This is a genomic window from Pseudomonas sp. GD03862, from assembly GCF_029840855.1.
Taxonomy (GTDB): domain Bacteria; phylum Pseudomonadota; class Gammaproteobacteria; order Pseudomonadales; family Pseudomonadaceae; genus Aquipseudomonas; species Aquipseudomonas alloputida.
The window spans coordinates 1-21,948 of sequence record NZ_JAOCDI010000041.1 but is presented as its reverse complement, the minus strand read 5'-3'; the positions used below and the strand labels follow the sequence as shown (position 1 = coordinate 21,948).

20 protein-coding genes are annotated in these 21,948 nt (G+C 63.8%); 9 read left to right on the top strand and 11 right to left on the bottom strand.

Annotated features, from left to right (window positions below; genetic code table 11):
• Positions 1-75: 75 nt before the first annotated feature.
• From N5D53_RS21920 to N5D53_RS21910, 3 genes are all read right to left on the bottom strand, one after another.
• The gene (locus N5D53_RS21920; RefSeq protein ID WP_003248036.1) at positions 76-1,281 is read right to left on the bottom strand and encodes an MFS transporter; all 1,206 of its coding nucleotides are present in this window, start codon (positions 1,279-1,281) and stop codon (positions 76-78) included.
• Between the two features lie 81 nt (positions 1,282-1,362).
• Positions 1,363-1,896: a cytochrome b gene (locus N5D53_RS21915; RefSeq protein ID WP_104961845.1), complete on the bottom strand. Its 534-nt coding sequence runs from the start codon at positions 1,894-1,896 to the stop codon at positions 1,363-1,365.
• On the bottom strand, positions 1,893-2,945 hold the full coding sequence (locus N5D53_RS21910; protein WP_010953791.1) for a catalase family peroxidase: 1,053 nt from the start codon (positions 2,943-2,945) through the stop codon (positions 1,893-1,895). Before N5D53_RS21910 ends, N5D53_RS21915 begins: the two co-directional genes overlap by 4 nt.
• 124 nt (positions 2,946-3,069) lie before the next feature.
• On the opposite strand from N5D53_RS21910, the gene N5D53_RS21905 reads away from it, so the two are divergent.
• Both N5D53_RS21905 and N5D53_RS21900 read left to right on the top strand, forming a co-directional pair.
• A complete protein-coding gene (locus tag N5D53_RS21905) occupies positions 3,070-3,591 on the top strand; it encodes a sigma-70 family RNA polymerase sigma factor (RefSeq protein WP_279840804.1) in 522 nt (173 codons plus the stop codon).
• Positions 3,588-4,340: an anti-sigma factor gene (locus N5D53_RS21900; RefSeq protein ID WP_279840802.1), complete on the top strand. Its 753-nt coding sequence runs from the start codon at positions 3,588-3,590 to the stop codon at positions 4,338-4,340. The genes N5D53_RS21905 and N5D53_RS21900 overlap by 4 nt, the downstream gene beginning before the upstream one ends.
• Before the next feature lie 40 nt (positions 4,341-4,380).
• On the opposite strand, the gene xthA is transcribed toward N5D53_RS21900, so the two are convergent.
• Positions 4,381-5,193 (bottom strand): exodeoxyribonuclease III, encoded by an 813-nt coding sequence (xthA, locus tag N5D53_RS21895; protein ID WP_020192971.1) that lies wholly within the window; start codon positions 5,191-5,193, stop codon positions 4,381-4,383.
• A 162-nt stretch (positions 5,194-5,355) separates the two neighbouring features.
• On the opposite strand from xthA, the gene N5D53_RS21890 reads away from it, so the two are divergent.
• Genes N5D53_RS21890 through N5D53_RS21880 form a run of 3 tightly spaced genes read left to right on the top strand, consistent with a single transcriptional unit; the run spans position 5,356 to position 11,472 of the window.
• Positions 5,356-6,006: a GNAT family N-acetyltransferase gene (locus N5D53_RS21890; RefSeq protein WP_279840801.1), complete on the top strand. Its 651-nt coding sequence runs from the start codon at positions 5,356-5,358 to the stop codon at positions 6,004-6,006.
• Positions 6,007-6,058: 52 nt separating this feature from the next.
• Positions 6,059-7,801: an autotransporter assembly complex family protein gene (locus N5D53_RS21885; RefSeq protein ID WP_029615603.1), complete on the top strand. Its 1,743-nt coding sequence runs from the start codon at positions 6,059-6,061 to the stop codon at positions 7,799-7,801.
• Positions 7,798-11,472, top strand: a complete 3,675-nt coding sequence (locus tag N5D53_RS21880) for a translocation/assembly module TamB (protein ID WP_279840799.1) — start codon at positions 7,798-7,800, stop codon at positions 11,470-11,472. Before N5D53_RS21885 ends, N5D53_RS21880 begins: the two co-directional genes overlap by 4 nt.
• Positions 11,473-11,491: 19 nt before the next feature.
• Here N5D53_RS21880 and N5D53_RS21875 read toward each other — a convergent pair whose 3' ends face one another.
• From N5D53_RS21875 to N5D53_RS21860, 4 genes are all read right to left on the bottom strand, one after another.
• Positions 11,492-12,046 (bottom strand): DUF2589 domain-containing protein, encoded by a 555-nt coding sequence (locus tag N5D53_RS21875; RefSeq protein WP_019437142.1) that lies wholly within the window; start codon positions 12,044-12,046, stop codon positions 11,492-11,494.
• Between the two features lie 75 nt (positions 12,047-12,121).
• Entirely contained in the window at positions 12,122-12,766 is a 645-nt protein-coding gene (locus tag N5D53_RS21870; protein ID WP_104961841.1) for a DUF2589 domain-containing protein, read from the bottom strand.
• Between the two features lie 65 nt (positions 12,767-12,831).
• Positions 12,832-13,212, bottom strand: a complete 381-nt coding sequence (locus N5D53_RS21865; protein WP_010953799.1) for a Mor transcription activator family protein — start codon at positions 13,210-13,212, stop codon at positions 12,832-12,834.
• 251 nt (positions 13,213-13,463) lie between these two features.
• On the bottom strand, positions 13,464-13,922 hold the full coding sequence (locus N5D53_RS21860) for a hypothetical protein (protein WP_012052540.1): 459 nt from the start codon (positions 13,920-13,922) through the stop codon (positions 13,464-13,466).
• Positions 13,923-14,073: 151 nt separating this feature from the next.
• On the opposite strand from N5D53_RS21860, the gene N5D53_RS21855 reads away from it, so the two are divergent.
• Complete coding sequence (locus tag N5D53_RS21855; protein WP_003248064.1) at positions 14,074-14,262, top strand: hypothetical protein; 189 nt, start codon at positions 14,074-14,076, stop codon at positions 14,260-14,262.
• 36 nt (positions 14,263-14,298) lie between these two features.
• Here N5D53_RS21855 and N5D53_RS21850 read toward each other — a convergent pair whose 3' ends face one another.
• On the bottom strand, positions 14,299-14,673 hold the full coding sequence (locus tag N5D53_RS21850; RefSeq protein ID WP_010953802.1) for a hypothetical protein: 375 nt from the start codon (positions 14,671-14,673) through the stop codon (positions 14,299-14,301).
• Between the two features lie 196 nt (positions 14,674-14,869).
• Between N5D53_RS21850 and N5D53_RS21845 the strand changes: the two genes are divergently transcribed.
• Positions 14,870-17,182, top strand: coding sequence for an acylase (locus N5D53_RS21845; protein ID WP_104961840.1), 2,313 nt, complete (start codon positions 14,870-14,872; stop codon positions 17,180-17,182).
• 81 nt (positions 17,183-17,263) lie between these two features.
• Here N5D53_RS21845 and N5D53_RS21840 read toward each other — a convergent pair whose 3' ends face one another.
• Positions 17,264-17,986 (bottom strand): UDP-2,3-diacylglucosamine diphosphatase, encoded by a 723-nt coding sequence (locus N5D53_RS21840; protein ID WP_020193813.1) that lies wholly within the window; start codon positions 17,984-17,986, stop codon positions 17,264-17,266.
• Positions 17,983-18,483, bottom strand: a complete 501-nt coding sequence (locus tag N5D53_RS21835) for a peptidylprolyl isomerase (protein ID WP_010953805.1) — start codon at positions 18,481-18,483, stop codon at positions 17,983-17,985. The genes N5D53_RS21840 and N5D53_RS21835 overlap by 4 nt, the downstream gene beginning before the upstream one ends.
• A 248-nt stretch (positions 18,484-18,731) precedes the next feature.
• Here N5D53_RS21835 and N5D53_RS21830 point away from each other — a divergent pair, with 248 nt between their 5' ends.
• Positions 18,732-20,435, top strand: a complete 1,704-nt coding sequence (locus N5D53_RS21830; protein ID WP_010953806.1) for a glutamine--tRNA ligase/YqeY domain fusion protein — start codon at positions 18,732-18,734, stop codon at positions 20,433-20,435.
• A 9-nt stretch (positions 20,436-20,444) separates the two neighbouring features.
• Positions 20,445-21,827, top strand: coding sequence for a cysteine--tRNA ligase (gene cysS, locus N5D53_RS21825; protein WP_104887522.1), 1,383 nt, complete (start codon positions 20,445-20,447; stop codon positions 21,825-21,827).
• Positions 21,828-21,948 lie beyond the last annotated feature (121 nt).

Here is a 21,948-nt window from a genome sequence, read left to right as displayed (position 1 = left end):
CTTGTAATCAGAGGTGTCAATAATAATGAGCGATGCGCATTAAAACACACTCTGCGCCCTTGCGCGCTGTGCTTCTCAAACCCGCTGCTCACGCGGCATTGGCCACAGCCCGACCAGCAGCAACAGCACGGCCACGGCCAGGAATGGCAAGCGCGGATCAAGGGCATACACCAAGGTACCGGCGAGCGGCCCGATCACCGCGCCCATGCCTTGGGCGGCGCCAATGGAACCGGCCGTGGCGCCTTGTTCGGAGGCCTGCATGGCATTGGCCGCCAGTGCCGAAAACGCCGGGAAGACGAAGCCCATGCCGGCCGCCGCAACAAAATAGCAAGCCCACAGCCACGGCGCCGTGGTGGCCAGCGAGCCACAGGCAAAGCCCAGTGCCGATACCGTGGCACCCACCCGGATCATCTTCAGCGGTGGCCACTCCAGTTGGCGCAGTATCACCTGGGCCAGCATCAGTGCCACACCCACGGTGGTCAGGGCGATGCCAGCCGCCTGGGCCGCTTCGGCAGGGCCCAGATGCAAGCGGTCAAGGGCAAAGAAACCGACGATGATCTGCGACACGGTCACGCTGAGCATGGCGCTGAATGCCACCAGCAGCGGCCGGCGCAGGCGCGGGTCGTTCAGCCGCACCGGGCTGGGGGCGTGGCTGTGCGGCAGCGCCTGTGGTTTGAGGGTGAAAAACAGCACGAGGAAGGCAGTGGCCGGCAGCAGCGACATGATATGGAACGGCAGGCTCAGGCTGTGCCGCGCCAGCAGTGCGGCCAGCGCCGGCCCGACCACCAGACCGACGGCGTTGGCTGCCCCCAGTGAGGCCATGGCCCGCGCCCGGCGTTGCGGCTCCACATGGTCGGCGATCAGCGCATTGCAGCCTACCGGGATGGCGGCATAAAAGGCGCCGATGCAACCACGCGCGATCATCAGGCCGATGAACGCCAAGGTTGCCCCCGGCATCCAGCGCAGTGCGCCTTCGACGAACAGGCACAGCAGCCAGTAGGCCAGGGTGAAGCCGGCGCTGCCCAGCAGCAGGATGCGCCGGCGGCCCAGGCGGTCTGCCGCGCGGCCCCAGGGCCGGGCCAGCAGCACCCAGACCACGCCAGCCACGGTCACGGCGGCGCCGGCTTGCCAGGTGGCCATGCCAAGCTGGCGGGCTATCGGGCCGATCAGGGCGACGAAGGCCATCATCGACATGGTGCAGGCCATGTTGGCCAGCAACAGCGGGCGCAAGTTCAGGGTGCTGGCAGGCAGCAGGGTTGCAGGATCCTTTGCGACGTTCATGGGCAGTCCAAGGCAGAGTGGTAAACAAACCGATATTATTAGGAATCATTATCGATTGTCGAACCCCTGGGCCGCTGCCGTTCATTCGCTGCGGCGCAAGGGGCCAGGCCACATGCTACGCAACACACCGTCACGGCGCACCCACGCATGCATCAAGGCGGCCCCCACATGCACCAGCACCGTGGCGAACAGCAGGTAGCCGGCCCAGCCATGGGCCTGGCGCAGCACGGCATATAGCTGCAGGTTGTGGGGGGCGATGGCGGGCAAGCCGAGCGGGCGCGGGTAATCGCCTGCCGACAGCATGGCCCAGCCCAGCAGCGGCATGGCCAGCATCAGGCCATAGAGCAGCAGATGCGAGGCTCCGGCGGCCCAGCGCTGCAGTTTTGGCAGGTCGTTCGGCAGGGGCGGGTGAGGTAGGGTCAGGCGCACAGCGATACGCAGTACCACCAGCACCAGCAGGGCCAGCCCGGTGGCCTTGTGCAGGCTGATCAGCACCGGGTGGCGTAGCGACAGGTCGGCGACCATGCTCACGCCGATGAACAGCATGGCCAGAATCAGCACGGCCATCAGCCAGTGCAACAAGCGGGCGAAAGGGTGGAAGGCTTGAGGTTTCATGGCTTGGCTCCGGTGCTGAGCGATTCGCGGCTACGGCGGTTGAACGATTCCGAATAGGCGGCCGAGCGGGCGGCGAGGATCGGGTCGGCCGACGCCTCTATACCGCGCGGCAGGATCAGCGGGTCGAAGTTGAGGTCGCGGCAGGCCCCTTGCTCGGGGGCGTCGACCTGTTCCAGCACCAGAGTGCCGGCGTCCACGCTGCGCCGCTCGGCGGGCCACGGCCGTGCAGGGTCGTCCACGGCATCGCCTGGTTCGGCCAGTACCAGGCGCAGCGTCCAGCGCAACGGGCCTTGGGCAAGGCGCTGCTGCAAGTCGTGTTGCAGGAATTGCTTGTCATCAACTTGCGCGGGCAATGCTGCAAATGCAGTTTGTGGCTCGAGCTGCCAACGCACCGGATGCGCCGCGCCAGCTGCGTCGATCAGGCGGAAGGCATTGATACTGTGGTATTGCGTGTTGGCGAAGCTGTCGCTGGGTTTGTAACCCGCCGCCCATTGGCGAAACGCCGCGCTTTCCGGGTGGGCGGCGAAGAACGCCTGCAGCTTGCCAGGGTCCGGTTTGCCGGTCGCTGGGTCTGGTGCACTCGCCAGTACTTGCTGGTAGAACGCTTGCGGCGTGCTGACTGCCAGCACCGGAGGGTTGTTCATGCCCGTCCGCCAGACCTGGCCGTCGTCGGTGCTCAGCTCAATCGCCAGGCTGCGTACGGGTATACCCGTATCCGGGGCGAACGGGTTGGCACCGCCGATGGCAAAACGGCCAACCACCGGCACCCGTTGCTGGCTGAAGGCGCGCGCCGTGGACAGGTTGGCGGCCTGCCCGCTGGCCTGGAAGTAGCCGCTCACGCACAAGCCCTTGGCGTGGTTCTTGCGGTAGCCTGGGTAATGCCCGGCCTGGGCTTCGAAGGTGTCGATAATGCGCTGTGGCGTCAGTCGGGGGGCGCCGAGCCAGCCAGCGGCATAGGCAAAGCCGGCACCTGCGGCCAGCAGCACGCCGCCAATGGCGGCCAGGCGCAAGGCTTTGGCCGGGCCGTGCAAGGGTGTGTTCATGGTCATCGTCCGGTTCAGTGAAGGTGCCAGTACGACGTGTCAGAGAAAAAGTTATTCCCTCATCGGGAATAGAATTTGTTCACAGGCGTCTGCCCTTTACACTGACAACCCCAGAGGCCGGGACCTAGCCATGCATGATTTGGACGACCACCAGTGGCGCGAGCTGCTGGCCCGCCTGCGCCGCTTTGCCGTGTGGCTGACCCGCGAGCCGGGCAGCGCCGACGACCTGGTGCAGGCTACGGTCGAGCGGGCCCTGAGCCGTCGCGACCAGCAACGGGACGCCGATGCCCTGCGTGCCTGGCTGTTCACCATACTTTATCGACAGTTCCTCGACGGTAAGCGCCGCGAGCGACTGCATGCGCGCTGGTTGTCCTGGTTCGGCCGTAACCAGCACGACGATGAGCCGGCTGGTGACAACCTCGAAACCATCGTCCTGGCACAGGCCGACCTGCAGGCGTTTGCCCGGCTGACGGCGGAGCAGCGTGCCTTGTTGTTGCTGGTCAGCATCGAAGGCTTGAGTTACAAGGAGGCCGCCCAGGCCTTGGGCATCCCCATCGGCACTGTGATGTCGCGCCTGTCGCGCGCGCGCAATGCCTTGCGCGAACTGACCGAGGGCAACCCCCAACCCCCGGCCTTGCGGAGACTGAAATGACGCGCCTGATCCCCAGCGATGATGAATTGCACGCTTACGTCGATGAGCGCCTGGAACCTGTGCGCCGGGCCGAGGTGCAGGCCTGGCTGGCGGCCAACCCGCAAGCTGCGGCACGTGTGGAAGGCTGGCGCGCCGATGCCCGAAGGCTGCGCACAGCGCTGGCCGGGTTGGGCGAGCTGCCCGGTGCGGCGCAGCTGGACCTTGGCCAGTTGCGTCGGCAATTGCGCCAGCGTCGGCAGCGGCGCTGGGCTGCGGCGGCGGTGGTGATGCTGGCGTTGGGTGTGGGGGGCTTGGGCGGCTGGCAAGTGCGCGATGCAACCCTGGCGCGGGTCGACCTGCCCATGGCTGATGCTGTTCAGGCGCACCGTCTGTTCGCCGGCAGTGAAGCACTGGATATCCAGGCCAGTGATCCTGAGCAGTTGCGCGACTGGCTGGGCCGCCATTTCAGCCGGGTGGGCCAGTTACCGGACCTGGCGGGGTATGGCTTCAAACCGGTGGGCGCGCGCTTGCTCAGCAACGAGCAGGGGCCGGCTGCATTACTGGTGTTCGAAGATGGCAAGGGCCAGCGCATCAGCCTGTTCCTGCGCTCGCCGGGCAACCTTTATCGGCGCATGCCGGACGGGCAGCGGGTCGATGGCCAACTGGAGGCGCGGTACTGGTCGCATGGGGCTTATAACTTTGCCCTGGTCAGCGCGGCGGACGATGTGCGTGGGGCAGGGGTGGGGGAGGCGTTGAGGCTGGGGTTGTGAGTGTGGGCCCAAGGCGTGCACCTTGGGCCCGTCACCAGAGTCAGCTCAACTCCAGCCAGATCGGCGCATGGTCCGACGGTTTTTCCATCCCGCGCAGCTCATAGTCCACGCCCGCTGCCTTGATGCGCGGCACCAGCGGCTGTGAGGCCATGATCAGGTCGATGCGCAGGCCGCGCTTGGGCTCGTCCTCGAAGCCGCGGCTTCGGTAGTCGAACCAGCTGAAACGGTCGGTCACGTCCGGGTACAGGTGGCGGAAGCTGTCTACCAACCCCCAGCCTTTCAAACGTTCCATCCACTCACGCTCTTCCGGCAGGAAGCTGCACTTGCCGGTCTTCAGCCAGCGTTTGGCGTTGTCCGGGCCAATGCCGATATCACAGTCTTGCGGCGAGATGTTCATGTCGCCCATCACCAGCACTGGATGGTCGTTGCGGAACTGGCTTTCCAGCAGTGCCTGCAGGTCACTGTAGAAGCGCTGCTTGGCTGGGAACTTGGTGGGGTGGTCGCGGCTTTCACCCTGGGGGAAATAGCCGTTCATGATGGTGATCGGGCTGCCGTCGGCATCGGCGAAGGTACCCCAGATGAAGCGGCGCTGGGCATCTTCTTCGTCGGTGGCAAAGCCCTTGTGCAGGCTCAGCGGCGCCTGGCGCGACAGCAGGGCCACGCCGTAGTGGCCTTTCTGGCCATGGTAGTGCACGTGGTAACCCAGTGCCTGCACATCGGCCAGCGGGAACTGATCGTCGCTGACCTTGGTTTCCTGCAGGCCGATCACGTCCGGCTGGTGCTTTTCGATCAGCGCCGCCAGCTGATGCGGGCGGGCCCGCAGGCCGTTGATGTTGAAACAGACGATCTTCATGGAAAGACAATCCCGGTAAAAGGCGCGATGCTAGCCGACATCGACCTGCATCACCAGCATGGCGGCCAGGCGAGCCTGCTGCTAACGTGCTGTTGGGGGTGAACGAAGCGCGCTGGGGCACCTCCAAGGCACTGAACGCCCATTCCAGGAGGTCTGCCCGCAATGCCCGAAACCACAGCCGCCCCGGCCCGTGTCTGCCTGCTCGACGATGGTTACAGCCGCGAGGCACGTTCGCTGCTGTACAACGCCTACCGCCACGAGCCCACCTTCGCCTATATCTTCGAAGCCCAGCGCCCGGGGTATGAGCGGCGCCTGCGGGTGATGGTGCGCGAATGGGTGCGCCAGCACTTCTACCTGCAACTGCCCGCCATTGGCCTGCTGGTCGAGGACCGCCTGATTGCCCTGGCCCTGATCGTGCCGCCGCAGCGCCGGCTGGGCGTGGCCGACAGCTGGGCCTGGCGCCTGCGCATGGTGCTGGGTACCGGCCTGCGCTGTACGCGGCGCTACATGGACTACCAGGCTGCGTTGGCCAGCTGTCTGCCCACTGACCAGGTGCATGTGCTGCCTTTGCTGGGGGTGCATCCGCAATTTCAGGGCAAGCACTACGGCGAGCAATTGTTACAAGCCGTGCACGACTGGTGCGCGGAAGACCCAGGCACCCAAGGGGTGGTGCTGGACACCGGTAACGAGCACTACCTGGCTTTTTACCAGCGTCAGGGTTATGAGGAAATTGGCGAAGTAGCTGTAGGACCGATCCGAGAGAGGGTGTTCTTTCATCCTAATCCAGTCTCTTCAAAACCCGCTTTTGCCTGAACAGGCCGCCAGGCGGCTCCCTTGAGCGCCCGGCTCTGGTAGCATGCGCCGCATGACGTATTCAGGAAGATTGACCTGGGGCCTGGTTTTCTGGGTCGCCAGTTTCGCAGCATGGGGCCAGAGCGAGTTGTTGGTGAAGGTGAAGCCGGCCAACAAGGCGCTCAAGGCCAATGTCGAAGGCTATATAGGCACATTGGGTGACCGCGACGAAGAAGCACTTTTGCGCTTCAGTCGCGGGGCAGAGGAGCAGGCGCGCAAAGCGGCGCAGGCACTTGGCTACTATCAGGCGCAGATCGATACCGAGGTCAAGCCCGCCAGCGACGCAGACCATCCCCCACAACTGATCATCAGCATCAACCCGGGCGAACCGATTCGCCTGCGCAACGTGACCGTGCGCATCGAGGGCCCAGCCAGCGAGATGAAGGCCTTCCGCGTGCCTGACAGCAAGGCGCTGCGGGCGGGTGAACAACTCAATCACGGCCATTACGAGGATGCCAAGCGGTTGATCCAGAACCAGGCGTCGCGCTATGGCTTCTTCAGTGGGCGCTTCAGTAGCCAGCGCCTGGCCGTCGATCCGCAAGCCGGTGTGGCGGATATCGAACTGGTCTACCAGAGTGGCCCGCGTTATCGCCTGGGCGCCGTCACCTTCGGTGGCGACACACCGTTGGACGAGGACCTGCTGCAGCGCATGGTGTCGTTCAAGCCGGGTACCCCTTACGACTCGGAACTGGTCGCAGAGCTGAACAACGACCTGCAATCGAGCGGCTATTTCGAAGGCGTGCGCGTGGATGCGGCGCCCACTGCTGCTGTGGGCGAAGAAGTCCCGGTGGATGTTCACCTGGAAACCCGTAAACCACGCACCATGGGCCTTGGCCTGGGCTTCTCGACCGACGTCGGGCCGCGCGGCAAGGCCAACTGGACCCGCCACTGGGTCAACCCACAAGGCCACAGCTATGGCTGGGAAACCGAACTGTCGGCCCCGCGCCAGAACGTCGGCCTGTGGTATGACATTCCGCTTGATCCGCCGCTGACCGACAAGCTGCGCTTTGCCGGTGGCTACCAGAACGAGGAGCTTGCCGGCACCGACACGCTCAGCAAGCTGTTGACGGTCGGCCCCGAGTGGCACAGCAAGCTGCCCAGTGGCTGGCAGCGGGTGATTTCGCTCAAGTACCAACGCGAAGAATATCGCCTGGGTGACGACTCCGGTTTGAGCAACCTGCTGATGCCGGGCGTCAGCTTTTCCTTCCTGCGCAGTGACAACCGTATCGATCCGCACAACGGCTATCGCCTGCAGTTCGATGTTCAAGGCGCCAAGGAAGGGCTGGTGTCCGACACCAACCTGCTGCACGGCAACGTATTGCTCAAAGGACTGACCACACTCGGCCACAACCACCGCTTTCTCGGGCGCGTACAGTTTGGTGGCAGTGCGACCAATGGCTTCAAGAACAACATTCCGCCGTCGCTGCGTTTCTTCGCGGGTGGCGACCAGAGTGTGCGCGGTTACGACTACCAGACCCTGTCGCCGAAGAACAGCGACGGTGACCGTATTGGCGGGCGCTACCTGGTGGCAGGCAGTGTCGAGTACCAGTATTCGCTGACCGAAAAATGGCGGGTCGCGACGTTCGTCGACCAAGGCAACTCGTTCAACGACCTGGAGCTGCCCAGCCTCAAGACCGGTGTCGGCTTTGGTGTGCGCTGGGTATCGCCAGTCGGGCCGCTGCGCCTGGACCTGGCCAAGGCGCTGGATGACGAAGGGGGCATTCGCCTGCACTTTTCCATGGGGCCCGAGCTGTGAAACGCGTAATCAAATTTACTTCACTGGGCCTGCTGGGGGGCGTCGCGAGCGTGGGCCTGGTGCTCGGCTTGCTGCTGGGTACCCAGGCCGGCAGCCGCTGGGTACTGGGCAAGGTGCCCGGGCTTGAAGTGGCCGACTTCCAGGGGCGCCTGGCGGGCAGTTGGCAGGCCAGCCGGCTGACTTGGGCCGACGGCGGCAGCACGGTAGAGATGCAGGCGCCGTTGCTGGCCTGGTCGCCTGCCTGCTTGCTGCGCGCGACCTTGTGCATTGACCGGTTGCAGGCAGACCGCATTGACATGGCCTTTGCGCCAAGCACCGAACCCACCGAGAGCGCCCCGCTGCAATTGCCGACCCTGCGCTTGCCGCTGGCCATCGAACTGGGCGAGGTCAAGGTCGGGCAGCTTCGCCTGGATGGCAGCGATCTGCTTGGCGATTTGCAACTGGCTGCGCACTGGACCAACAGCGGGATACGCATCGACAGCCTGCGGCTGCTGCGCGACGACCTGCAATTGAGCCTACAGGGCGACCTGCAACCCGAAGGCGACTGGCCGGTAAAACTACAGGCGCAATTGCAGTTGCCTGCGGTAGACGAAAAACCCTGGCAACTGGCACTGACGGCCAATGGCCAATTGCAGAAGACGTTGGAACTCGCCGGCACCAGCAGTGGTTACCTCGATGCCACAGTGAGCGGGCAGTTGCAGGCACTGGCCGAGCACCTGCCGGCGACCTTGCACATCCGCTCCGAGGCGTTCAAGCCGGCTGGTGCGTTGCCTGACACCCTGCAATTGAACGCGCTCGAGCTCGATGCCAAGGGCGATCTGCTCGATGGCTATAAACTGTCCGGCAAGGCCAGCCTGCCGGCCGAGCAGTCACCGATCGCCTTGCTCCTGTCCGGTCTGGTCGACAGCAAAGGCGCCAGGCTCGATGCCCTGGACCTGACCGCCAGCGACAGCCAACGGGTCAAGCTGCAAGCCACGGCTGACTGGCAGCAAGGCCTGAGCGCCGATGCGCAGCTGGACTGGCAGGACTTCCCGTGGTTGCGCCTGTACCCACTGGAGACCCCGCCCGAAGTCACCCTCAAGCGCTTCAATACCCAGGTGCATTATCGCGATGGCAATTACCAGGGGACTTTCACGGGGGACCTGGACGGCCCGGCGGGAGCGTTCAGCATCGCCAGCCCGTTCGAAGGTGACCTCACCCAGGTGAAACTGCCACAGTTGGCGCTGACCGCCGGCCAAGGCAAGGCAGCCGGCAGTGTCGCCGTACGTTTTGCCGACACCCTGGCCTGGGATGTCGACCTGCAGCTCTCCGCGCTCGACCCGGCCTATTGGCTGGCCGAACTGCCGGGTACCCTGGCGGGGCCACTGCGCAGCAAAGGCGAACTGAAAGGCGATACGCTTACCCTGGATGCCCAGCTTGACCTCAAGGGCCGCCTGCGTGGCCAGCCAGCCATGCTCAAGGCCGAAGCCCAGGGGGCGGGGCAAAACTGGACCCTGGGCACACTGGCCATCCAGCTGGGTGACAACCGCATCAACGGCAGTGGCAGCTTGCAACAGCGCCTGGCTGGGCGAATCGACCTTGACTTGCCGCGCCTGGGCCAGCTGTGGCCGAGGCTACAAGGCCGGGTCAAGGGCCGGCTGGATGTCGCCGGCACCTTGCAGGCCCCGCAAGGTACGCTCACCCTGCAGGGCCAGCGCTTGGCCCAGGCCGAAAACCGCCTGCAGCAGTTGGACCTGGATGCCCGCCTGGACAACGCCCAACGCGGTGTAGTCGAGCTCAAGGCAACCGGTATCCACCTGGGTGACACAGCCTTGGGCACGTTGCAGGCCAACGGCAAGGGCGACATTCGCCAACAGGCCTTGACCCTGGCGCTGGACGGCCCGCAGCTCAAGCTCGACCTTGGCCTGGATGGTCAGTTGAACAAAGGTGACTGGCGCGGCCGACTGGCCACTGGCCGAATCCAGGCCGGTGGCCAGGACTGGCAGTTGCAGGCGCCTGCACGCCTGCAGCGGCTGGCCAGCGGCCAGCTCGACTTCGGGGCCCACTGCTGGCGCTCCGGCCAGGCAAGCCTGTGTGGCGACGACCAGCGGCTGGCCCCCGAACCGCGCCTGCGCTACCACCTCAAGCAGTTCCCGCTGGGCAGCCTGGCCCAGTGGCTGCCGAAGGACTTTGCCTGGCAAGGCCTGCTCAATGCCGACATCAACCTGGACATCCCGGCCAGCGGCCCCAAGGGCACTGTCGTTGTCGATGCCAGTGGCGGCACCCTGCGCGTGCGCGACAAAGGCCGCTGGATCGATTTCCCTTATCAGACCCTGCGGCTGGACAGCACGCTGGCACCGCGGCGTATCGATACGCGCCTGGCGTTTCGCGGTGAGCGCCTGGGTGAGCTGAACGTCAACGCCCGGCTCGATCCGCTGGGCAAGAACAAACCGTTGTCGGGTGATTTCCGCCTGGCCGGGTTGGACCTGTCGGTGGCCCGCCCATTCGTGCCCATGGTCGAACGCCTGGCGGGGCAGCTCAATGGCAGTGGTCGGCTTTCAGGCACCTTGCTGGCACCTCAGGTCAACGGCAACCTGATGCTCAGCGGTGGCGAAGTCAGTGGCGCCGAGCTGCCGGCCAGCCTTCAGGACCTGTCATTGCAGGCGCTGATTGCCGGCGAGCAGGTGCAGCTCAACGGTAACTGGCGCAGTGGCGAGGCGGGACGTGGCCAGTTGAGCGGCAACCTCACCTGGGGGCAGGCACTGGGCATGGACGTGCGTCTGCAAGGCCAGCAACTGCCGGTCGCGGTCGAGCCCTACGCCACACTGGAAGTTGCCCCGGACCTGACCTTGCGCCTGATCGATGACAAGCTGGCAGTGACCGGCAAGGTGCAGGTGCCCAAGGGCAAGATCACTGTACGTGAGCTGCCGCCGTCCACGGTCAAGGTGTCGGATGACACGGTAATCGTCGGTCACCAGACCGAGGAAGGCAAACCTCCCATGGCCATGGCCATGGACATCGATGTCGAAGTCGGCCGCGACAAGCTGTCGTTCAGCGGCTTCGGGCTGACTGCCAACCTGCTGGGTCATGTGCACATCGGTGATAACCTCGATACCCGTGGCGAACTGAGCCTGGCAGACGGCCGCTACCGTGCCTACGGCCAGCGCCTCACCATCCGCCGGGCGCGTCTGCTGTTCGCCGGCCCGATCGACCAGCCGTATCTGGACATCGAAGCGATCCGCAAGGTTGACGATGTAATAGCCGGTATCCGCCTGAGCGGCAGCGCCGAGCAGCCGACGACCAAAGTGTTCTCGGAGCCGGCCATGAGCCAGGAGCAGGCGCTTTCGTACCTGGTCTTGGGCCGGCCATTGGGCAATACCGGCGAAGATAACAACATGCTCGCCGAGGCGGCGCTGGGCCTGGGCCTTGCCGGGAGCGCCGGCATTACCGGCAGCCTGGCGTCGAGCCTGGGGATCGATGACTTTCAACTGGATACCGAAGGTTCTGGCAACAGCACCAGCGTGGTCGCCAGCGGTAACATCACCGAGAAGCTCAGCCTTCGTTACGGGGTGGGCGTGTTCGAACCGGCCAACACGATCGCGTTGCGTTACAAGCTGAGCAAGAAGGTCTACCTCGAGGCCGCCAGTGGGCTGGCAAGCTCACTGGACATCTTCTACAAGCGCGACTTCTAGGCCCGCAGCGTGGCGGCCATCAACGGACGGTGGCCGCCTCGATGAACTCGTTGGTGTCGGGTGAGGGCGGTGGGGGGGTGGCGCGTACCGGGACGATCAGGTTGGTGTATTCCTCGATCAACCGGTTCAGGGCCTCTGGCGGTTCGCTTGCCTGGAACTGCATGCGGATCTGCACTTCGTCCGGATCGCGGTTTTCGCCCTGACGGCCTTGGCCGCCAATGGTGACCTTGAAGCTCGCGGCCTTGCTCTCGCTTGCGGTCAGCAGTGCCTGCTGCGCCTCGGTGCCTTTGACCCTTACCGACAGGTCGACCTGCATGCGCTCAAGGGCCAGGCCTTTCGGTGACACCAGCGCAAACAGGGGGACGCGCATGATGTGCTGCCCATCCATGGCCACCTCGACCATCTTGGCTTTCATGGGGGCGCCCAGCGCCTCGGTGTCGCACTCGAAAAACTGGTCGAACAGGTTGATGTACTGCTGGGCAATCAGGCTGTTGGTGGCACTGGCGGCTTCTTGCAGGCCACGGGTAATTTCACGCAGGTCAATGGAGGTCATGGGGGCGGGGGGCTTTTGCAATGATTCGACTCCTCAGGCCAGGGTGTGCCCCTCCCACTACCGGCAGGAGGGGCTGTCGGGTCAAGTGCCAGTGTCTTACGGGGTCGCCAGGTTCGCAGGCGCGGGCCGTTTCAAGGTATCCGCCTGGGATATTTCGTCCGGGCTTTCCAACTCGGCGGTTCGGACAACGGTTGGCTTGGTCGCGGCATCAGTGAGGAACTCGATTACCCTCATCATCGCTTCGGGCGGTTCCTGACGCTTCAGGGTCGTGTTGAAGGCATAGCGGGCGCGGGTATCTGTTTTGCGGGTTTGCGTGGATTTGTGGCTCACACTGCCTTTCACGTTCAGCCTGAACGGCCCCCATCCCAGTGAGCCGGTAACTTCTGCATTCATGTCCTTGCTGGAAACATCTTCCGACATCTGGTTGATAACCAGCTCGAACTCTACATTGCCCTCTTCGATGGAAATGTTCGGGTGGGTAATGGCCGCCATCAGCGGCACTTTCATGGTCTTGCTGACCACGCCTTTGTATTCGCCCTGTTCGTCGACGATGGTTTCGTCGTAGTCGAACTGGATGGCCACTGCCTTGCCATCCTGGACGCATACCTGCATCAGGAAGTCGGCGTACGATTTGCTGGCGGTTACCTGCGCCTGGACCATGGCCTGCAAGGGACCGGCGATCATGCGGTCCATCGGTAGGGCATTGATCACGGAGCCTATAAGGCTGTTATCTAACGACATATCGGGAAGCTCGCTCTATTTAGTGGGTTAAGGCAGCCGCGAATAGCTGCCAAGGTGTTCGGGCGTCAGCGCTCGCAAAGCTCCTGGCGCCGGATGTTGCCGATCTGCCGCAGGCTCAGGCCGTACTTGTTGGCCAGCAGGCTGCGGGACAAACCGTTGGCGCTTTCCTTCTGGATCTGCTGGTTGCGCAGCTGACGCAGAAAGTGGTCAGCCTTGGGGATCTCCAGGGCGACCCCGGCAAAGCGCTTGATCAGTGCGTCAAGCGCTTCGGCCGGCAGCACGTCAGCGAGCTTGGTGCGCTCGCGGTGCTTGGGGATGTACTTGGGCCTGCCGCCGTAGGCGCAGGTCAGCTGGTAGGCGTTTTCGATGCCGATACAGTCGATCAGGGCCTGCAGCGAGTGGGGCAGTTGGCTGATATCGATCTGGCTCAAATCTGGCATTTGCATATGGCGCTCCTTCGGGGTGGATGGGATGTGCGACCCGATCACCCGCGGCGTTGTGTCGAAGGTGTGAGCAAATTCTGTGCGACAGCCGAGGCGCGTCGCTAGGCGGCATATGGGTTGGGGGTTGTAGCTTCGGTGAACAGGATTTGCAGGCAGCGATATCTGGCGCTGTAGGAAATGGCGTGGACATCTGGCTGCGCCTCTTGGTTTCCTGTCGGGGCGCTCGCGATGATGCGCAGTGGGTACAGCACCCCTCAATCGCACGGGTAGCTGCTCAGCAAACTGGCGCTACCCAGATAGGCTTGAGGGGTGGCGCGCATGCCCGGCGGCAACGTGCGCCAATCGACCAGCAGGCACAGCGCGTGCAACGGCTGGCCGTTGCGCTGGCCGATGACCTGGTCGGCAAAATGGCGGCGGTACAGTACCTGGGTCTGATTCAGTGGCTGTGCCTGGTCGGCCTGCGCCAGCGTTTGTCGGGCCAGGTCGGGCAAGCGGGCTGTGGGCACGCTGAAATGTACCGGTGCGGCGTCGGTCTGCAGGTAGCCGGCCTGGCGTACGCGTTGCCACAGTTGTTGCCATTGGCTGGCACCGGCATGGGTGGCCAACTCGCGGCCCAGTTCGAGCAGGTGCTCGGTCGGCGTCTGCTGGGTGTCCAGTGCATGAAGGGAGAGCGGGGTCAGTAACAGCGATGCGAACAACAGGGGTTTGTACATGGTGCCTCCGGCGTGGGTGCTAGGAAGCCCCATGCTTTCAGGCTGACGTCACCCCACCCAGCAGGAAATCCAGCGCCGGGGGCGGTGACCGTTGTATCATTGCCGCGGCTCGTTGCGAGCCATTTGCCCCTGATGTTGCAAGGAACATTCGATGACACACGTGCAGCGCCTCAAATATTCACTTCTGATCATCCTGGTGGTACTGGGCCTGATGCTGGGCCTGTCCCACCTGCAGAAGCAGGGCACGATCAGTGAGCAGACCTTCCAGATGCTGGCCATCGCCATTGCCGTGGTGGTCGTGGTGATCAACGGCATTCTGCGGCGCAAGGTCAAGCCCTGATCTGCGCGGGCCGGCCAGGTATGGCCGGCCATGCGCTCAGCGCGAGGGTGTTTGCTCCAGTACGGCGCGCGCCTGGGGGTTGAGCCTGTAGCACTTGTCGCTACCCAGTTGTATGACGCCTTCGGTGCACAGGCGCTTGAGCACTTCACGCACACTGAGGAACGACAGCGGGATATCCAGTTGTTCCAGTTGTGCGTGCACCCCGCGCACGCCAATACTGCGGCCATTGCGGTCGGCGGCGTGCAAGGCGTCGATAACCTTGAGGCGGATCAGGCTGGTGCGCAGGCCGAAGGTGCGCAACAGCTCGCGGATCTGTTCGTTGCCGATTCGTTCTTCGGCAAACACGTCCTGTCCCTTGGACGTTTTGCCAGGGACGCGCCCGGCCTGGACCGAGGTTTGCGGGTTGTACATGCGAATGCTCCTTTTCGTGGACGAACCCGAAATGTGGGTGGCTCACTTACTAGGACGAATGAGCACGCAAAAACTGCAACCCATTCGTGAAAAAAATGCCTGTTTCTCATCAAGACGCTCCATCGCCTTGTAATACGTAAAATATTCATCTGGCCATTCGTCTGATCGGGATGACCCCCGAACCCGAGGAGTGCCCGTGTTTTCACTTTGCCGTCCCATGACCTGCGCCGGCCTGGCCGCTGCCCTGGTGGCCTTCAGCGTCGGTGTGCAGGCGCAGCCCGCGCCAGCCGACGCCAGTGCCCAGATCCGTTACACCCGTTACGGCGTACCGCATATCGTGGCCAAGGATGAGCGTGGTCTGGGCTATGGCGTCGGCTATGCCTACGCCCAGGACAACCTATGCCTGCTCGCCAATGAAGTGCTGACCGTGAGCGGTGAGCGCTCACGTTATTTCGGCGCCGAGGGCCAGACCCTGGAGCAGCGTGACAACCTGGCCAGCGACCTGTTCTTCACCTGGCTCAATAGCCCAGCGGCGGTCGATGCCTTCCTGCAGGCGCAACCCGCGCCGGTGCAGGCTTTGCTGGCGGGTTATGCCAGCGGCTACAACCGGGCGTTGGTCGAGCGCCGTCGTCAAGGGCTGCCCGCCGAGTGTGGTGATGGTGAGTGGGTGCGCCCCATCAGCAGCCAGGATCTGGTCAAACTGACCCGCCGTTTACTGGCCGAGGGCGGTGTCGGGCAGTTCGTCGAGGCGTTGGCAGGGGCGCAACCGCCAACGCTGGCCCGTCAGCAATCGTCAGCGGGCTTTGCCACCGCGCTGGCCCGGCAGGAGCGGTTCGCCGCGGAGCGTGGCAGCAATGCGGTGGCAGTAGGCGCGCAGCGCTCAGCCAATGGCCGCGGCCTGTTGCTGGCCAACCCGCACTTCCCGTGGATGGGCGGCATGCGCTTCTACCAGATGCAACTGACCATTCCCGGCCAGCTTGATGTGATGGGCGCGGCGCTACCGGGCCTGCCGGTGGTCAACATCGGTTTCAACCAGCACCTGGCGTGGACGCACACCGTCGACACCTCCAAGCACTTCACGCTCTACCGCCTGCAACTCGACCCCAAAGACCCGACCCGCTATGTGCTCGATGGCAAGTCGCTGCCGATGGCCCGGCAAACCATCCGTGTCGCGGTCAAAGGCACGGATGGCAGCCTGAGCCAGATTGAGCGGCAGGTCTACAGTTCGCAGTTCGGCCCGGTGGTGCAATGGCCAGGCCGCCTGGACTGGGACGCGCAGGCAGCCTACAGCGTGCGAGACGCCAACCTTGAGAACTCGCGGGTGTTGCAGCAGTGGTACCAGATCAACCGAGCCGACAGCCTGGCGGCATTGAAGGGATCGGTCGAGCAGTTGCAAGGTATCCCTTGGGTCAACACGCTGGCCGTGGATCAGGGAGGTCGGGCCTTGTACCTGAACCAGTCGGTAGTGCCCTATGTTGACCAGCAACTGTTGGATACCTGCAGCAACCCGCGGGCGCAAGGGCGCCTGGTGGTGCTGGATGGCTCGCGTAGTGCATGCCAGTGGAAGGTTGACGCGCAGGCGGCGCAACCGGGCATCTTCCCGGCGCGGCTGCTGCCAAGCCTGGAGCGTGAAGACTTCGTACAGAACTCCAACGACCCGGCCTGGATGGCCAACCCGGCGCAGCCGCTGACCGGCTACTCGCCACTGGTCAGCCGCAATGACCAACCACTGGGCATGCGTGGCCGCTTTGCCTTGCAACGCCTACAGGGCAAAGCCCGGTTAGGTGTAGATGAATTGCAGCGCATGGTCACCGATGACGAGGTGTACCTGGCCAGCCTGGTGTTGCCAGACCTGCTGCAATGGTGCAAGGGCGCCAGCGCAGATGTGCAGGCCGTGTGCAGCAGCCTGGCCGCCTGGAACGGCAAGGCCGACCTCGACAGTGGTATGGGCCTGGTGCACTTCCAGAACCTGTTCAATGCGCTGGCCGAGCACCCGGAAAGCTGGCGAGTGGCATTCAATCCGGCCGACCCGCAGCACACCCCGCGCGGCCTGGCTGTCGAGCAGGCGGCGGTAAGCAGGCTGGTTCATCAGGCAGCACTGGCGTCGCTCAAGCAGGTCAGTGAAAGCGGCGTTGCCGAGGCGGCACGCTGGGGGCAGGTGCAACAGGCCCTTGATGGCACGCCGGTACCGGGCGGCCCGCAGGCGCTAGGGGTGTACAACGCGATCTACAGCGTGCCGCACGGGCAGGGCAAGCGGCTGGTGGTGAGCGGGACCAGCTACCTGCAACTAGTCAGCTTCACCGACAAGGGGCCAGAAGCCCGTGGCCTGCTTGCGTTTTCCCAGTCGAGTGAGAAGGCTTCGGCGCATGCCAGTGACCAGACCAAGGCCTTTGCGGCCAAACAGCTGGCGCTGATCCCGTTTACCGAGGCGCAGATCAAGGCAGACCCTGAGTACCGGGAAGTGGTGATCAGTGAGCGGGACAAGGGGGCGGTAGTCAGCCAGCCCTGAGGCGTCAGCCTGCGCCGGCCCATTCGCGGGTAAACCCGCTCCTACAGGGGCCTGCGGGCTTGCCCGCGAGGCCCTGTAATGTCAGGAAAACTCGAACGGCGCCAACTGAAAGCCCTGCTCGTCAACCTGCAAGGCCCAACCGCGGCGATCCCAGTCGCCCAGCACGATACGCCGTGCCGGTTGGCCGTCGACCACCAGCTTGTGAATCGCCGGCCGATGGGTATGGCCATGCACCAGGGTGCGCACGCCATGCGCCGCCATCACCTTGGGTACCTCTTCCGGCGTGACGTCGACAATCTCGGTGGACTTCATCCGCGTTTGTGTACGGCTTTCATTGCGCAGCTTGCGCGCCAGCCTGTAGCGGGCCGACAGCGGCAGGTGGCGCAGGATCCACAAGCTCAGCGGATTGCGCAGCAGGCGGCGCATCTTCATGTAGCCCAGGTCGCGGGTGCACAGGGTGTCGCCGTGCATCAGCAGCACCTGTTCACCGCCCAGCTCGATCACGCTGGGGTCGCTCAACAAGGTGCAGCCAGCGGCATCGCAGAAGGCCTGGCCAATCAGGAAGTCACGGTTGCCATGCATCAGGTAGATGGCCGTGCCACTGTCGCTCAGCCGGCGCATGGCCTGGCAGATCGACTGCTGGAAGGGCGTCATGGCATCGTCGCCAATCCACGCTTCGAAGAAGTCACCAAGGATGTACAGGGCCTTGGCGTGGCGGGCGCGGCCATCGAGCAGATCAAGAAACGCCCGGGAAATATCCGGGCGTTCTTCTTGCAGGTGCAGATCAGAGATCAGCAGAATCACTCAATGATCTCGGCTTTCTCGATGATCACGTCGTCCTTCGGTACGTCCTGGTGGCCAGCTTTGGAACCGGTGGCCACTTTTTCGATGGCGTCGACCACTTCACGGCCTTCGATCACTTCACCGAATACGGCATAACCCCAGCCTTGCACGTTCTTGCCGCTGTGGTTGAGGAAGTCGTTGTCGGAGGCGTTGATGAAGAACTGCGCCGAGGCGGAGTGCGGCTCCATGGTACGGGCCATGGCAATGCTGTACTTCTTGTTCTTCAGGCCGTTGTCGGCTTCGTTCTGGATGCTGGCGCGGGTTTTCTTCTGGCTCATGCCGGCCTCGAAGCCGCCGCCCTGGATCATGAAGCCTTTGATCACACGGTGGAATACGGTGCCATTGTAGTGGCCGTCCTTGACGTACTGAACGAAGTTTTCGGTAGTCAGCGGCGCTTTCTCGGCGTCCAGTTGCAGGACGATGTCGCCGTGGTTGGTGCTCAGTTTGACTTTGGACATGCTGAAACTCGCTCTTTCAAGGCAATCAGAAATTAGGGTGCGCAGGGCGCGGGTTATCACCAGACGCAGGATCAGGCGATCGCGACACATGGCGCGCACTGGCCATTTTGCCAGGCTGCGGCAAAAAGCCGTGATAAATCACATCAGTTTGTCCGGGCGCGGCTGTCAGCAGCTTGACTGCTTCGGCTATGATAGGCCCTTTGATTCAATCGGCCTACCCAGGCTGGACACACGCATTCAAGGATCCTATGAGCAAGCCCACTGCCGACAACGCGCCCAACGCCGCTGCCAAAGGCGCCCCCGCTGTCCCTGCGAACTTCCTGCGGCCGATCATCCAGGCCGACCTGGACTCGGGCAAGCACAGCAGCATCGTCACCCGTTTCCCGCCGGAGCCCAATGGTTACCTGCACATCGGCCACGCCAAGTCGATCTGCGTCAACTTCGGCCTGGCCAAGGAATTCGGCGGCGTCTGCCACCTGCGTTTCGACGATACCAACCCGGCCAAGGAAGACCAGGAGTACATCGACGCCATCCAGAGCGATGTCAAATGGCTGGGCTTCGAGTGGGGCGGCGACGTGCGTTACGCCTCCGACTACTTCGACCAGCTGCACGACTGGGCGGTCGAGCTGATCAAGCGCGGCAAGGCCTACGTCTGCGACCTTACTCCCGAGCAAGCCAAGGAATACCGCGGCAACCTCAAGGAGCCGGGCAAGAACAGCCCGTTCCGCGAGCGCAGCGTGGAAGAAAACCTCGACCTGTTCGCCCGCATGAAGGCCGGCGAGTTCAAGGACGGCGAGCGTGTGCTGCGGGCCAAGATCGACATGGCCTCGCCAAACATGAACCTGCGCGACCCTATCCTGTACCGCATTCGCCATGCTCACCACCACCAGACCGGCGACAAGTGGTGCATCTACCCCAACTACGACTTCACCCACGGCCAGTCGGATGCCATCGAGGGCATTACCCACTCGATCTGCACCCTGGAGTTCGAAGGGCATCGTCCGCTGTACGACTGGTTCCTCGACAACCTGCCGGTGCCGGCACACCCGCGCCAGTACGAGTTCAGCCGCCTGAACCTGAACTACACCATTACCTCCAAGCGCAAGCTCAAGCAGCTTGTGGACGAGAAGCACGTCGATGCCTGGGACGACCCACGCATGTCGACCTTGTCCGGCTTCCGTCGCCGTGGCTACACGCCGGCTTCGATCCGCAACTTCTGCGAAATGATCGGCACCAACCGTTCCGACGGTGTGGTCGACATGTCGATGCTCGAGTTCAGCATCCGTGACGACCTGGACCGCACCGCGCCACGCGCGATGTGCGTGCTGCGCCCGCTGAAAGTGGTCATCACCAACTACCCGGAAGGCCAGGTCGAGCAGCTTGAGCTGCCACGTCACCCGAAGGAAGACATGGGCGTGCGTGTGCTGCCGTTCTCCCGCGAGCTGTACATCGACCGCGACGACTTCATGGAAGAACCGCCGAAGGGCTACAAGCGCCTGGAACCGGCCGGTGAAGTGCGCCTGCGCGGCAGCTACGTGATTCGTGCTGACGAAGCGATCAAGGACGCCGACGGCAATATCGTCGAACTGCGTTGCTCGTACGACCCCGACACCCTGGGCAAGAACCCTGAAGGCCGCAAGGTCAAGGGCGTGATCCACTGGGTGCCGGCCGAAGGCAGCGTCGAGTGCGAAGTGCGCCTGTACGACCGCCTGTTCCGCTCGCCGAACCCGGAAAAGACCGAGGAGGGCGGCAGCTTCCTGGACAACATCAACCCTGCTTCGCTGCAAGTGCTCAGCGGTTGCCGTGCCGAGCCGTCGCTGGCCCAGGCGCAGCCCGAGGACCGTTTCCAGTTCGAGCGCGAAGGCTACTTCTGCGCCGACCTGAAAGACAGCCAGCCGGGTCGCCCGGTGTTCAACCGCACTGTCACCCTGCGTGACTCCTGGGGCAGCTGAGGAACCGCCGTGCTTACCATCTACAACACCCTGAGCAAAGCGAAGGAAACCTTCAAGCCGCTGGATGGCAACAAGGTGCGCATGTACGTGTGCGGCATGACCGTGTACGACTACTGCCACCTGGGCCATGGCCGCAGCATGGTGGCCTTCGACCTGGTCACCCGCTGGCTGCGCAAGAGTGGCTATGAGCTGACCTACGTGCGCAACATCACCGACATCGATGACAAGATCATCAACCGGGCCAACGAGAACGGCGAAAGTTTCGACGCCCTGACTGCCCGCATGATCGACGCGATGCACGAAGACGAGCGCCGCCTGAACATTCTGCCGCCAGACCAGGAGCCGCGTGCCACCGACCATATCGCCGGCATGCACGCGATGATCCAGACGTTGATCGACAAGGGGTACGCCTACGCGCCAGGCAATGGCGACGTGTACTACCGGGTTGGCAAGTTCGTCGGCTACGGCAAGCTGTCGCGCAAGAAGATCGAAGACCTGCGTATCGGTGCACGCATCGAGGTCGACGAAGCCAAGCAGGACCCGCTCGACTTCGTCCTGTGGAAGGGCGTCAAGCCGGGCGAGCCGAGCTGGGAATCGCCATGGGGCCCGGGTCGCCCGGGCTGGCACATCGAATGCTCGGTGATGTCCACCTGCTGCCTGGGCGAGAGCTTCGACATTCACGGTGGCGGCAGCGACCTGGAGTTCCCGCACCACGAGAACGAGATTGCCCAAAGCGAGGCGGCCACTGGCAAGCAGTACGCCAACGCCTGGATGCATTGCGGCATGATCCGTATCAACGGCGAGAAGATGTCCAAGTCGTTGAACAACTTCTTCACCATCCGCGACGTGCTCGAGAAGTACCACCCGGAGGTGGTGCGCTACCTGCTGGTAGCCAGCCACTACCGCAGCGCGATCAACTACTCGGAAGACAGCCTGCGTGACGCCAAGGGCGCGCTGGAGCGCTTCTACCACGCCCTGCGCGGCCTGCCACGGGTGGCGGCCAAGGGTGGCGAAGCGTTTGTCGAGCGCTTCAGCGTGGCGATGAACGACGACTTCGGCACCCCCGAAGCCTGTGCCGTCCTGTTCGACCTGGTGCGCGAGATCAACCGCCTGCGCGACAGCGACGTGGAGGCCGCTGCTGGCCTGGCCGGTCGACTGCGCGAGCTGGGTGATGTGCTGGGTGTGCTGCAACTGGAGGCCGATGACTTCCTGCGTGCTGGTGCCGAAGGCAAGGTCGATGCGGCTGAAGTCGAGGGCTTGATCCAGGCGCGCCTGAAGGCGCGTGCGGACAAGAACTGGGCTGAGTCTGACCGCATTCGCGATCAGCTGACCGCCATGGGTGTAGTGCTGGAAGACAGCAAGGGCACGACTACCTGGCGTCTGGCTGACTGAAGTAACTGGGGCTGCGTTGCAGCCCTTCGCGGGCACGCCCGCTCCCACAGGGATAGCGCACACTTGAAATGTCGCGCCAATCCTGTGGGAGCGGGCGTGCCCGCGAAGGGCCGCAAAGCGG